The organism is Paenibacillus glycanilyticus NBRC 16618 (assembly GCF_004000805.1).
Classification (GTDB): Bacteria; Bacillota; Bacilli; order Paenibacillales; family Paenibacillaceae; genus Pristimantibacillus; species Pristimantibacillus glycanilyticus.
Genome location: NZ_BILY01000038.1, coordinates 55,327 through 67,503 on the forward strand (window position 1 = coordinate 55,327; position 12,177 = coordinate 67,503).

At 52.8% G+C, this 12,177-nt stretch carries 13 protein-coding genes; 8 read left to right on the forward strand and 5 right to left on the reverse strand.

Annotation, left to right across the window (positions count from 1 at the left end; genetic code table 11):
- Window positions 1-166: 166 nt before the first annotated feature.
- Window positions 167-2,704, reverse strand: coding sequence for a beta-mannosidase (locus PGL01S_RS24440; RefSeq protein ID WP_127497288.1), 2,538 nt, complete (start codon window positions 2,702-2,704; stop codon window positions 167-169).
- A gap of 179 nt (window positions 2,705-2,883) precedes the next feature.
- Here PGL01S_RS24440 and PGL01S_RS24445 point away from each other — a divergent pair, with 179 nt between their 5' ends.
- From PGL01S_RS24445 to PGL01S_RS24455, 3 genes are read left to right on the forward strand one after another with little or no spacing between them, the layout of a single operon-like run.
- On the forward strand, window positions 2,884-4,380 hold the full coding sequence (locus tag PGL01S_RS24445) for a sensor histidine kinase (protein ID WP_244935736.1): 1,497 nt from the start codon (window positions 2,884-2,886) through the stop codon (window positions 4,378-4,380).
- Window positions 4,377-5,075: a response regulator transcription factor gene (locus tag PGL01S_RS24450; RefSeq protein WP_127497290.1), complete on the forward strand. Its 699-nt coding sequence runs from the start codon at window positions 4,377-4,379 to the stop codon at window positions 5,073-5,075. The genes PGL01S_RS24445 and PGL01S_RS24450 overlap by 4 nt, the downstream gene beginning before the upstream one ends.
- A gap of 8 nt (window positions 5,076-5,083) precedes the next feature.
- Entirely contained in the window at window positions 5,084-5,572 is a 489-nt protein-coding gene (locus PGL01S_RS24455) for a hypothetical protein (RefSeq protein ID WP_244935738.1), read from the forward strand.
- Window positions 5,573-5,598: 26 nt separating this feature from the next.
- Here the strand turns inward: PGL01S_RS24455 and PGL01S_RS24460 are convergent, their stop codons facing one another.
- Window positions 5,599-6,111, reverse strand: coding sequence for a GNAT family N-acetyltransferase (locus tag PGL01S_RS24460; protein ID WP_127497294.1), 513 nt, complete (start codon window positions 6,109-6,111; stop codon window positions 5,599-5,601).
- 135 nt (window positions 6,112-6,246) lie between these two features.
- Between PGL01S_RS24460 and PGL01S_RS24465 the strand changes: the two genes are divergently transcribed.
- Window positions 6,247-7,101 (forward strand): LysR family transcriptional regulator, encoded by an 855-nt coding sequence (locus PGL01S_RS24465; protein ID WP_127497296.1) that lies wholly within the window; start codon window positions 6,247-6,249, stop codon window positions 7,099-7,101.
- 75 nt (window positions 7,102-7,176) lie between these two features.
- Window positions 7,177-7,689 carry a DUF302 domain-containing protein gene (locus PGL01S_RS24470; protein ID WP_127497298.1) on the forward strand — a complete coding sequence of 171 codons (513 nt, stop codon included), beginning with the start codon at window positions 7,177-7,179 and terminating at the stop codon, window positions 7,687-7,689.
- Window positions 7,690-7,748: 59 nt separating this feature from the next.
- Here the strand turns inward: PGL01S_RS24470 and PGL01S_RS24475 are convergent, their stop codons facing one another.
- Window positions 7,749-8,102, reverse strand: a complete 354-nt coding sequence (locus PGL01S_RS24475) for a DoxX family protein (protein WP_127497300.1) — start codon at window positions 8,100-8,102, stop codon at window positions 7,749-7,751.
- 135 nt (window positions 8,103-8,237) lie between these two features.
- On the opposite strand from PGL01S_RS24475, the gene PGL01S_RS24480 reads away from it, so the two are divergent.
- Complete coding sequence (locus PGL01S_RS24480) at window positions 8,238-8,603, forward strand: winged helix-turn-helix transcriptional regulator (protein WP_127497302.1); 366 nt, start codon at window positions 8,238-8,240, stop codon at window positions 8,601-8,603.
- Between the two features lie 46 nt (window positions 8,604-8,649).
- Here the strand turns inward: PGL01S_RS24480 and PGL01S_RS24485 are convergent, their stop codons facing one another.
- On the reverse strand, window positions 8,650-9,288 hold the full coding sequence (locus tag PGL01S_RS24485; protein WP_127497304.1) for an NAD(P)H-dependent oxidoreductase: 639 nt from the start codon (window positions 9,286-9,288) through the stop codon (window positions 8,650-8,652).
- 138 nt (window positions 9,289-9,426) lie between these two features.
- Here PGL01S_RS24485 and PGL01S_RS24490 point away from each other — a divergent pair, with 138 nt between their 5' ends.
- Entirely contained in the window at window positions 9,427-9,786 is a 360-nt protein-coding gene (locus PGL01S_RS24490) for a winged helix-turn-helix transcriptional regulator (protein ID WP_127497306.1), read from the forward strand.
- A 74-nt stretch (window positions 9,787-9,860) separates the two neighbouring features.
- Here PGL01S_RS24490 and PGL01S_RS24495 read toward each other — a convergent pair whose 3' ends face one another.
- Window positions 9,861-11,111: an MFS transporter gene (locus tag PGL01S_RS24495; protein ID WP_164775585.1), complete on the reverse strand. Its 1,251-nt coding sequence runs from the start codon at window positions 11,109-11,111 to the stop codon at window positions 9,861-9,863.
- Between the two features lie 133 nt (window positions 11,112-11,244).
- Here PGL01S_RS24495 and PGL01S_RS24500 point away from each other — a divergent pair, with 133 nt between their 5' ends.
- Window positions 11,245-12,129, forward strand: a complete 885-nt coding sequence (locus PGL01S_RS24500) for a LysR family transcriptional regulator (protein WP_127497310.1) — start codon at window positions 11,245-11,247, stop codon at window positions 12,127-12,129.
- Window positions 12,130-12,177: the final 48 nt, after the last annotated feature.

Consider the following 12,177-nt stretch of genomic DNA (forward strand, 5'->3'; position numbering starts at 1 on the left):
AATTGTGCCTATTACGAATCAATAAGACCCCGCCAGGGTCTTATTGATCGCCCTCCATCGGTTCCCGTGCCACATAAGACCCTGCCAGGGTCCTATGCGCATCCTCCGGCCGGCCAGCAAAAAAGATGCCCCATCGCCAATGCAGCGACGGAGCATCTTATATTCCTTATTTCGCGTAGTTAAACATCGACTGCACGGTTACCTGCCCCGGCGATGCAGGGACGAACAACACTTGGTCAGCCGCTTTTTTCTTGAACTGAACCGTTACGGGGATACCCGGGATCAGATCGAAGAAGTTATCCGTAAAGATCCCTTCCTCCTCCGCTTGCACCCAGACCTGCTTGGCCAGCCGCTTGGCCGTTAATACGAAGGCTGTTCCTTCACTGCCGGCAGCCTCTTCCACCGCAATCTCAGGATCCGTAAGCGCAAGCTCCTTCGTGTAGACAAAATAGTGCTTGGAATTCGCCAGCTCATGACCAGCTTGAATCAGGCGTCCGACAAGTACCGTGCCCTTCGGATCGAACTCACCAAGCTGTTCGGCCGACAGGGAGAGAACCGGCTTAGCCGAGCGGGCGCCAATGGCAATCGTCTCGGAGCCCGACTTCAGCAGGCAACCGTCGAGCTCATGCAGGCTCCATTCCAGCACGGCGTCAATGGACTGTCCAAGGTCGGATACGACATGGAGGTTCGTTACGTCCTCCTTCTGGTCGAAGGACAACAGAACATCGGCAAAGCTGTTCTTGATCAGATATTGAGCGGCCTTCCATCTGCCGTAATAATCCATGCTCGACCAAGAAGCCACCGGCCAGCAGTCATTAATCTGCCAATATAGCGAACCCATGCAATAATCCATGCTCCGGCGGTGCGCCTCAATCGCCTGCTTCATCGCTTCGGCCTGCAGCACCTGACTGATATAGAGGAAGGAAGGGAAATCCTTCGGCTGCTTCATGTACCGGTCCGCATAATCCTTGATCAGGAAGTTGCCCCGGCCATTCTTCTGATGATGCAGCATCACTTCGGAATCCAGCGCCATATCCTTCTCCTCGGCATAAGCCCGCACGGTCTTGTATTCCGGGAAGGACTGGAAGCCGTACTCGCTCATGAAGCGCCCGATATTCTGGTTATACTGCTCGAACGGCTCCTGGGCATGCCATACCGCCCAATAGTGGATATCGCCATGGGAGGAGTTGTTGGTCGCATGCTGCTCGCTATTGCCCGTCAGGCGCTGCATCGGCGATGACGGCCAGTATTCAACGTTCGGCGCCATCGCCGACACAACCTCCGGCAGCACCTGATGGAAGACAGCCTCGTAATCGGCCCAGATTTGCTCCCGCTGCTCGGCGGTGTACAGCCGCTTCCAGCCCCAGCCTTTATCCTCCTCGAATTGCGACCAGGCCGCATCAATCTCGTTGTTGCCGCACCATAACGCGATGCTTGGATGGTTGCGCAGACGGCGCACATTGTCCTCCGCTTCCGCGCGCACGCTGCTCAGGAATGCTTCATCGCCGGGATACATGCTGCAGGCGAACATAAAGTCCTGCCAGACCAAAAGCCCGTTCTCATCGCATAAGGTATAGAAAATATCCTGTTCATAGAAGCCCCCGCCCCATACGCGGAGCATATTGAAGTTCGATTCCACCGCGCTTGCAATCTCGTGGCGGTACCGTTCATCGGTTACTTCGGCAAAGAAGCTGTCGCTTGGAATATGGTTAGCACCTTTCGCAAAGACGGGTATACCGTTAACCTCGAAGTAGAACGACGATCCCTGCTCGTCCGGCTTGCGGATAAGCTTAACGGAACGCAGTCCCGTCACTGTGGAAGCTTGAGCCATCTCCTCCCGCCCTTGCGAGAGAACAGCTGTAAACGTATACAAATGAGGCGCTCCAAGACCGCGCGACCACCACAGCTTCGGCTCTTCAATTGCAAGCGGCCAAGAAACCGTCTGCGCGCCACTCTCAAGTACGACGTTACGAGTCCATTCCTGTCCGTTATCGTCATGCAGCTTAAGCTCAAACTCGCCGCCGCTCTCCGATTCCACCGCAAGCTGAACGGTTAATTTTGCCTCAGCCGCCGTCACATCATCCTGCTGCACATACAGATCCGAGATTCGCGCGCCGCTCCAGCCCCGCAAATAAACCGGCCGGCCAAGCCCGCTTGTAACAAATCGCGGACCCCAGTCCCAGCCGTAATGATACGGCGCTTTGCGCGAGAATACGCTTACTTTTTTGCCTTCAAGGCCTCCGGTAACGGAGTCGTCATTAGGTGCCGGCAATCCGGGACCGTAAGACTCCAGCTTAGCCAATCCCTCTTCAATCGGGGAGCGGAAGCGAACGTACAGGCGGTTGCCTTTTTCCCGGACGTAAGGCTTCGCGTCAACCGCCCAGGTGCGGAACATATTGTCCGCCGACAAAATTAAAGCATCGTTCAAATAAACGTCCGCGTACGTGTCCAGCATCTCGAACACCAGCTCGAGCTTAGCATGTCCAAGCAGTTCGCCCGGAACGTCAAATACGGACTCGTATTCCCAACCTTTTTTATCAATCCACTGCAGGTCCTTCTCGTTGGTCTGGGCAAACGGTTCGGAAATCAGGCCGTTCTTCAGCAGGTCCGTATGCACGCACCCCGGTACAAAAGCCGGCTTCCACTCCTGCTCTTCGCTATTCTTAAACGTCCAGTTCGAAATCTGCCACTTCAACTCACTCATTAGAATCCTCCTAATTATAAGGCCATTGCCAATGGTTTTCGCTTAAAGGGATACATTCGACTGTAGTATAACGGAGGTTCGAAACAAATGTATACCATACTAATTTATACTTTTTTCAGGTTTATTTTATAGAAAATTTGAACGGGCAGGCTACAATGATAGAGAAATGAGGTGCATGAGTGATATCCATCCGCAAAAAACTGATTTTCTCCTATGCGGCCATGATCGCCGTTCCTATCCTTTTATTCGGACTGACGATCGCGCTGCTGGGAAATCTACTCATAAAAGACGCCCTTCCTGGAGCCGGAGGCGGAGACGGCAAATCCGGACATTCGTTCCCGCTCAGCTCCATTCGCGATCTGTTTACGGGACGCAACGAGCTGAGCTCCGGCCTAAAGTTCATCGCCGAGCATGATCCCAAGCTGCTGTCCGATCAGGCATTCCTGACGGACACGGGATCGAAGCTAGAGGAAGTAGAAGCCGGGATGCTCGTCATCCGGAATGACGAAGTAGCGTATGCCTCACCCGGATTGCCCACGGATAAGATTCTGGCTAACCTGTCCGACGGGCGCATGAAAGCGGAGCAGCCCGGTCCGCCAAGCGGCGACCAGTGGGAAACGATCCCTTTCTTAAGCCCCGACGGCAGCAGCGGCAAGCTGGTCATCGTCTCCGATATGAAGCCGGTCGCGGACTTCTTCAAGCGGCTCGTACCGCTGGTACTGCTTACCCTGCTCGGAGCGCTTATCGTCACCAATGGCCTGCTTACCTATCTTGTCTCTCGCAGCATTATTAAGCCGCTGTATGCCTTGAAGGAAGCAGCCGGCCAGATCCGGGAAGGCGATCTGAACCATCCCGTTCGGCTGCGGAGGCAGGATGAGATCGGGCAGCTTGGGGCGGCTTTCGAAGAAATGCGCGTTCGCCTTCAGGCCTCCCTGGGAGCACAGCTTGAGCTGGAGCAAGGCCGGAAGGAGCTGCTGGCGAACATCTCCCATGATCTGAAGACGCCGATAACCGCGATTCAAGGCTGCACGGATTGCCTGCGGGACGGCATTGCCGATACGGAAGAGAAGCGGCAGAAGTACGTGCAAATGATCGCCGGCAAAACGACCGAGATGAACCGGATGATCGAGGAGCTGCAGCTGTATTCGACTCTGGATACGGGCAAGCTGCCTTTCCATTGGGCTACGGTTGATTTAACGGCCTATATGATTCAGTACGTTAACGAATTGCAGCTGGATCCCCGCTTCAGCGGGACCGAGGTTACCTTCACCCCAAGCGCGGGCACGCGGCAGTTCCTTATCCAAGCAGACCGGCAAAAGCTCCACCGCGCGCTTATGAATCTGGCCGACAACAGCCTTCAATATATGAAAGGCGAGACAAAAAGGCTGCAATTCTCGCTCGATGAAGAGCCCGGCGGTATCTGTCTCCTGCAAATACGGGATAACGGCGAAGGCATTCCTGCCGATGCTCTGCCCCGCGTATTCGACCGGTTCTTCCGGGCGCAGTCCTCGCGGAGCCCGGGCAAAGGCAACAGCGGACTTGGCCTCGCCATTGTGAAGCAAATTATAGAAGCGCACGGCGGAACCGCAACGGCCGTCAGCCAGCCGGGTGAAGGAACATCGATACAGCTCCGGTTCCCTGCAGCGAAGAAGCCGGAGAATGGAGGTATACAATGAAACGGATTTTGATTATCGAAGATGATCCGGTTATTGCCGAGGTGCAGAAGGATTATCTTCTCGCCCACGGCTTTGAGGTCGATATGGCCGAACGCGGCGATTCGGGCCTGGAGATGGCGCTTCAAGGCGGGTATGACCTCATCCTGCTGGATCTGATGCTGCCTTCCATGGACGGTTACGAGGTATGCCGCCGGATTCGCGAAGCAAGCAACGTTCCTATCCTAATCGTGTCGGCTAAGAAGGAAGAGATCGATAAGATCCGCGGCTTTGGCCTTGGTGCGGATGATTATATCCTGAAGCCGTTTGGCCTTGGCGAGCTGGTAGCCCGGGTGAAGGCCCATCTGTCGCGCTATGAACGGCTGGTTGGGCAGGGTCAGAACGGTCAGCACCGGGATGAGCTGCGGCTGAACGGCATCCGGATCGAGAAGCAGTCCCGCCGAGTGTTCGTGAACGAGCGCGAGGTGTCTTTTACCGCCAAGGAATATGATTTGCTCCTCTATCTCGTCACCCACCCGAACCGTGTCTTCCGGAAAGAGGATCTGTTCGAGCAGATTTGGGGGATGGATGCGATCGGCAGCGATCACGCAACGGTTACCGTGCACATCAGCAAGCTGCGGGAGAAGATTGAACGCGATCCGTCAAAGCCTCAATATGTCGAGACGATCTGGGGAGTCGGTTATCGGTTTAATATTTAAGGGAGGGAATGGAACGCTTGAAAAAAATCACCTTGCAGCAGCGGCGGATCTTACTCCTGCTTCATATTCATTTTGCGGCGATTATGTTTGGCGTGCAGGTTGCGTTTATTATTCTGGCTTTAACCGCATCCGTTACGGATGACGCCGCCATGCTGAAGTCCTGCTATACCATTATGCATCTGCTGGCCGATTCCAGCGTACGCGCCTCTACGATTGGCACTGCGGTAACGGGCATTGCGCTGTCGGTACTGACCTCTTGGGGACTGTTCCGGTACTATTGGGTGATCGCCAAAGAGGTGCTTACCCTGCTTGCAATCGGTATCGGCTTTATCGGTTTATACGAATGGACCTTGCGGGGGCTGGACGACAATGGAAGCTTGACCGTTCACCATACCTGGCTTATGATCGGCATTGCATTACAGACCATATCGATTATCATCATGTATATTCTGTCCGTGTGGAAGCCGGGCGGCAAACGGAAAACCCCGGCCTTGTAAGGCTCGGGGTTTCGTTTTATCCACCGTCAGCGGCCGATATTCTTGTAATAAATCATCGTGGCATCCAAGCTTCCGTCAGCCGATCTCGCGAAATCCGGAATACGGCCCGCCAGCTGATAACCCAAAGACAGGTACAGCAGATTGGAAGGATCTCCTTCTCTCGTGTCCAGTACAAGCAGCGACCGATTCTCCTCAAGCGCCGCCTCCTCCGCCGCAAGCATCAGCTTCCGGGCAATTCCTCTGCGGCGGTATTCCGGATGGGTCATCAGCTTCGCAATCTCCGCGCGGTGAGAGCCGTTCGCTTTGCCGCATAACTGCAGCTGTACCGTGGCTGCAAGATGTCCGCCAACTTTGGCAGCAAACAGCATCACCTCCGGATCCAATACGCTCTTCCAATATTCTATCGCCTCCTCTTGGCTGAGCGGCGGCAGGAACCCGACGGATGCACCGTCCTCCACGACTTGAACCAGCAAGTCTGCCAGCTTCTCAAGCGAAGTCTCTAACGACGTTAAACGTTCAATAACGATATCTTTGCTCATGCTGTTCTCTCCCTCCATCTTTCTTCAAAGCTTGCCTATACCCCCATCATAATGGCATGATTATCATTTGTATAACGAATAATATAGGTTGCTGTGATTCATATTTTCGATAATGAAAGGGCGTTAATCATTCCTATGGATTCTTCCCAGCTCGAAGCGTTTATCGCAATCGCTCATCTCCTTAATTTTACGAAGGCGGCTGAGCATCTTCACATCTCCCAATCGGCCATAACCGCAAGGATCAAGGCATTGGAAGCGGCGGTCGGCAAGGAGCTGTTCCAGCGGGATAACCGGAATGTGAGCCTAACTCAAGGTGGCATCGCCTTCTACCCTTACGCCGAAAGAATGCTCCGGCTGTTCGCGGAAAGCAAGCTGACGCTGTCCGACACGTTCGAGCATTCCGTTGTGATGAGCGGTCCCGGTTCGGTCTGGCACTACCGGTATTTGCCCCGGATTCTCGCCTTCAAGAGCGACAATCCGCAGGTTGCCGTGAAGTTCTTCAGCCATATCGACCCCACCTATATGGTCCGCGACCTGCTCCTTGATGGTATGGTGCATCTCGCGATCCGGTTTGATCCGCCCGAGCATCCCAAGGTAACCCGTCAGCTGCTGTTCGAGGATGAGCTCCTGCTCGTGTCCAAGCAGCCAAAAGCCGGGGTTATGCAACAAGAGGATTTCCGGTCCCCGGATTATTGCCACCTTGCGTGGGGTGCTCCTTTTCCGGAGTGGTTCGCCGAGCTTACGGGCATGGGTTATGTCCCTGCCTTGGAGATCGATCATTCCTCCATTATGCTGACCATTCTGCTGCAAGGGGATCGATTCGGCTTCCTGCCCCGCTCCATTGCGCAGCCCTATCTCGATTCGCAGGCTTTGTTTGAGCTGTCTTGTACGGTCAAGGCGCCATCGATCCGGGCATACGCCACCTATTTAACCGACCAAAGGCAGAGCAGCAGCGTTATGCTTGCCCTCCGAATGCTTGGCCTGTCGTAATTTTTCTGTCATATGCTTCCTCTTCTTCTCATACAATTTGCTGACTGCTTATCCCGGCAAAAAGGAGGATCGCGGATGAGACACGGAGAGCCAATAACAGCTGGTTATGCGATGATCGTAAGAGACGATATTCCAACAGGACTTTCTTATGAAGCGCTTGTCGCCGCATTTGAGCGGCAGATGGGAAGATGGGATCCGTACATCGGGAACTTGCTGGTCCAGCAGCAGGCTTCCTGGCAACAGGTAGAATCAGCTGTTAAACAGATGGAAGGCCCGCATGGACTGATGATTTTCTCTGAGGTGAATCAGGGAGAGATCCTGTCGCTTCAGGGGGGCATCAAGCAAAGCCGTCTTTATCTGGTTGGCAATCCGCTTATCGCGGAGCCTATTCTTACTATTGACCGAAGAGCCAGCCTGTACGTTCCGTTCCGCGTCACCTTGTACGATAATGGCAGCCCGCGCGGGGCGATCATCTCGTTCGACCGGCCATCCTCGTTCCTCGGCGCGCTCCATCAGCCGGCTCTTGCGCCATACGGCAAGCTGCTGGATGCGAAGATCTACAGCGTTGTGCGAGCCATTATGATGTAGCGAAAAATAGAAGGAGGGTACTGCCCCATGCAGTACCCTCCTTCTTTTATCCGGCCCGCTTAGAACCGGCCGATTGCCACAAACAAAGCCACGGCAAGCATAATAACGTTCATGCCGATGCTGCTGTATTCCGAGCGTCTGGCATGGAATACGGCGGCAAACAGCATAATGACCGCGATTCCGATTGCCGCGATTGGCGTCAGTACCGGCGCGATATCGGTTGCCCACGGAAGAATTAATCCCAATCCGCCGAGCAGCTCGGACAAGCCGATAAAAGCGACATAGCCCGTAGAAGCATCCTTTGCCCAAGGCATCGTGCTTTTTACTTTATTAGGCTGGAAGGTTTTCATGACACCTGCCGGAATAAACATCAAAGCTAACAATGCTTGCGCGATCCACAATGCAATATTCATAAGATAGGTCCTCCTTGATAACGTGTTGTTTATAGCGATATAATAAACCCAAGGGTCAAGGTGCGGAAGTAGGCACATCAAATAAACCTAGTATCCAAAAAGAAACCTTAAGCCCCGCTTGGGATTGGAGGAATTATGGCAGACGAAAACTGCAGCCGGGTGGAGACCGCATTAGAAATTTTAGTCGGCAAATGGAAGCCTGTTATTTTATATCAGCTGTTTACCAACGGCACAATGCGCTTTAGCGAGCTCCAACGGGCGCTGCCGGACATTACGAAAAAGATGCTGACCTCTCAGCTCAGAGAATTGGAATACCATGACATCGTGCACCGGAAAATCTATATGCAGATCCCCCCAAAGGTCGAATACTCGATCACCGAATACGGGATGAAAATGACCCCTCTCCTGGAAGCGATTAATGCTTGGGGAACCATGCATATCCAGCATCTGAACGAGCTGTACAGTGAGGATCGCAAGCTCGAGGACGCCGAAACGAAATAAAAAACCCCCACCTAAGTGGGGATTTTTTATTAGGATATCAAATCTATTAGAAGCGTTTGGCGAGCTCTTTCGCATGCGCGATTGCTTTTTCTTTGATCGCGGGTGCTTGCTCCTGGGATTGCAAGGCCGTTCCTTCGACAAAAATGGCTTCCATGGATTCAATTCCATAGAACTGTAAAATCTTATTCAGGTAGCTGTAGCCCATTTCAAGCGGAGCTAAAGGACCCTCCGAATATACGGAACCGCTAGCTTGAATGTGTAACGCTTTTTTACCGGTTAACAAGCCTTCGGGACCACTCGAGGTATATCTGAAAGTCTTGCCCGGAATCGAAGTCGCATCCGTGTATGCCTTCAATACCGGCGGGACCGTGAAATTCCACATCGGGGACACGTAGACGTACTTATCGGCAGCCACGAACTGATCAACAACCTCCTCAAGACGGGCTGTCTTTGTTTTCTCACCATCCGTCAGCTGATCGAAGGATGAACCCGACCGAAGCTTTTCCCAGCCTCTCAAAACATCAGCATCAAATTGCGGAACATGTTCTTTATACAAATCCAAATGAATAACTTCATCCGTTGGATTTGCTTGACGATACGCTTCAATAAATTCCTTGCCTACCGCGAGGCTAAAGGATTGCTCTGGATCAAGGGGATGTGCGGTAATGTACAATACGGTTGCCATGATTCGATACTTCCCTTCTGTTATGAAATGAAATTCATTTGCTAGGTAGATAATAATATATATACTCACTTATTTTAAGTAGGCACAATAATGTGGTATAGTATTAAAAAAGGTACTGTAAACGAAGGAGGCGAACGTATGCAAAAGAATACCGTCCAATGTCAATTCGTTACGGCGCTGGATTCGATCGTAGGCAAATGGAAGCCGATTATCCTTTATCATTTGCTTCAAGGCGAACCTTTGCGGTTCAATGAGCTACGGAGATTGCTGCCCGATATCACGCAAAGGATGCTTACGCTCCATCTGCGCGAATTGGAAGAGGAAGAGATCGTTAAGCGAGTCATTTATCCGCAAATCCCGCCGAAGGTGGAATACTCCATCACGGAATACGGCAAAAGCCTGTCTCCGATTTTGGAATCCCTGCATCAGTGGGGAAAAGCCCATATGGAGCGGAATCTGCTCAAACAAGCGAAAAATGAACAAAAGGAAACGGACTAGCGCTCTCATTACGCCAGTCCGTTTCCTTTTGCATCGGGCCTGTGATGGCCTCTTTTTTTTCTCTATCCCCTGCCTTACGCAACATTTGCTTGCTGCGCGCGAACAGCTTTTTTTGCCCGAGGGCGATGATGCAGGATATAATAGCCGCCGGCGCAGATCACCGCGACAATACCTGCCACCAGGTACATCATCCGGTAATCCGTCAGGGATGCGATCATCCCCATGAAATACGAGCCTAGCCCGTAGCCAAGGTCGAACATGAGGAAAAACGTACCGTTGGCGCTGCCCCGCCGATGCTCTGGCGACAGCTTGATCGCAAGCGTCTGGAAGCACGGAAGCAAGGCGCCATAGCCGATCCCCATAATAACGCCGGCGAACAATACCATAGCCGCGGAATGCGCTTGGCTCAGCAGGAACATGCCCACCGCAAACAGGCCAATGCCCGGATAATACAAATAATGCTCCTTGTAACGGTCGAACACTTTGCCGATAACCGGCCGGAAAATGACGATCATCACGGCAAACACCATAAAGAAGGTGCCGGTCACCTGCGACTGGTGAATCTCATCGGTAAACGAGGCCATAAAGCTGGATAAAGAGCTATAGGCAAATGAAAGAATAAAGCCAACAAGCGAGATCGGCAGTGCAGCCGGTTCCAGGAAGCTGCTCAGGCGCCAGCCTTTTTTTGCCGGCTGCTCCTGGGCAATTGGATCGGCGGTTGCGGCAGCGGCTTGAACGGCCGCTGTCTTCCGGACTTTTTCGCCCGGCATTTTCAGTACAAAGGCAAAGCCAAGGGACAATGCCGCAATGATACATATCGCAAGCAACAGCACATTAATATTCTGGTCCTTCCACAGGAACAACCCCAGCGCCGGACCCACGACCATCGCGATACTCATAAACATCGTATAATAGCCCATTCCTTCACCCTGCCGGGACACGGGAACGATCGTTGCCGCAACCGTGCTCATCGCCGTTGAAGCAACCGCATAGCTCATGCCGTGAATGAAGCGGACAATAAGGAACAGAATAATGCCTTTCGTTCCGAAATAACTGAGGCAGGCGAGCAGGAAAATAATCATCCCGATAATCGCCATTTTACGTTTGCCGAAGCGGTCGACCCACTGGCCGGAGAACGGCCGGATCAGCACGCCGCCAATGACGTAAATCGTAATGACAAGACCCATCTGCTGCTGGCCGCCGTGCAGGCTATCCCGGACATACAGCGGAAACGCCGTCGTCAGAACGTAAAAGGTCAGGAACATGAAAAAACTGCTCACGCAAATAGTAACGAAGTTTCTCGTCCAGATTTTCTCTTTTAGCAAGGTCAACGCTCTCCAATCCCTGTTTGAAACTTTCTGTATATGCTGAATCATTATAAAATCTCAAATTTATAAAGTATAATACTTATTTTATAATGAAATCATCACATGAAAGTTATAAAGGAGAGTGATCCGCTTGGAGTTTCTCCAGTTGAAATATTTTCAAGCCGTTGCCCGGCATGAGCATATTACGAAAGCCGCGAAGGAGCTGAACGTCTCGCAGCCGTCGCTCAGCAACTCCATCAACCGACTGGAAAAACGGCTTGGCGTGCCTCTTTTCGAACGGCAAGGCAGGCACGTGAAGCTGAATGCTTTCGGCAAGACTTATCTCAACCGCGTTGAACGGGCCTTTCTCGAGCTTGAAGAAGGCGAACGCGAAATTACGGATATGGCAGGGCTTGAGCATGGCACCGTGTCCATCTCCGTTACGCTGCCTTATGTGCTGCCCATGATGCTGAAGGAATTTCTGACGCAGCATCCGCATGTCCGGATTATCCAGCGGCAGCTTGGTTCCATTTCGGAGATGCAAAGCGAGCTCGAGAATGCCGATATCGATTTCTGCATTTCGACCACCCAAATGAACGGACCTGACATTGAGTGGCTTACCCTTGCGGAAGAGGAGCTTTGCCTGACGGTACCAAAGGGGCATCCTTTCGCATCGCGGGAGAGCATCTCCTTGATTGAAGCGGCGAACGAGCCGTTTATCTCGCTCTCCTCCCGCTCCAACTTCCGTGAAATTACGGACGGCTTCTGCCGGAAAGCCGGCTTCGAGCCGCGGATCGCCTTCGAGCTTGAAGAGGTCAGCTCCATCCAGACGCTTGTCGAGATGGGTCTTGGTATCACCTTTACCCTTCCGCTGTCGCTTGGCAACCGGGCGTCGAGCCCGGGCACCGTGCAGCTCAAAATCTCGGATCCGATCTGCCGCCGCACCTTCGGCATCGCCTGGAACCGGAAGCATTACCTTTCCCAAGCAGCCGTCCGTTTCCGTGAGTTCGTGATCAGCTTCTTCGGGAAAATGTAAGCTGGTTCAGGTCACACCGCTTGTACTAAATTCAAATGAAATATGAAA

Bases quoted from the DNA above. Each gene is read 5' to 3' on its own strand.
- PGL01S_RS24455 (WP_244935738.1), top strand. From the start codon at position 5,084: ATGGAACGCTTGAAAAAAATCACCTTGCAGCAGCGGCGGATCTTACTC.
- PGL01S_RS24440 (WP_127497288.1), bottom strand. From the start codon at position 2,704: ATGAGTGAGTTGAAGTGGCAGATTTCGAACTGGACGTTTAAGAATAGC.
- PGL01S_RS24490 (WP_127497306.1), top strand. From the start codon at position 9,427: ATGCAAAAGAATACCGTCCAATGTCAATTCGTTACGGCGCTGGATTCG.
- PGL01S_RS24465 (WP_127497296.1), top strand. From the start codon at position 6,247: ATGGATTCTTCCCAGCTCGAAGCGTTTATCGCAATCGCTCATCTCCTT.
- PGL01S_RS24460 (WP_127497294.1), bottom strand. From the start codon at position 6,111: ATGAGCAAAGATATCGTTATTGAACGTTTAACGTCGTTAGAGACTTCG.
- PGL01S_RS24480 (WP_127497302.1), top strand. From the start codon at position 8,238: ATGGCAGACGAAAACTGCAGCCGGGTGGAGACCGCATTAGAAATTTTA.
- PGL01S_RS24470 (WP_127497298.1), top strand. From the start codon at position 7,177: ATGAGACACGGAGAGCCAATAACAGCTGGTTATGCGATGATCGTAAGA.
- PGL01S_RS24450 (WP_127497290.1), top strand. From the start codon at position 4,377: ATGAAACGGATTTTGATTATCGAAGATGATCCGGTTATTGCCGAGGTG.
- PGL01S_RS24475 (WP_127497300.1), bottom strand. From the start codon at position 8,102: ATGAATATTGCATTGTGGATCGCGCAAGCATTGTTAGCTTTGATGTTT.
- PGL01S_RS24485 (WP_127497304.1), bottom strand. From the start codon at position 9,288: ATGGCAACCGTATTGTACATTACCGCACATCCCCTTGATCCAGAGCAA.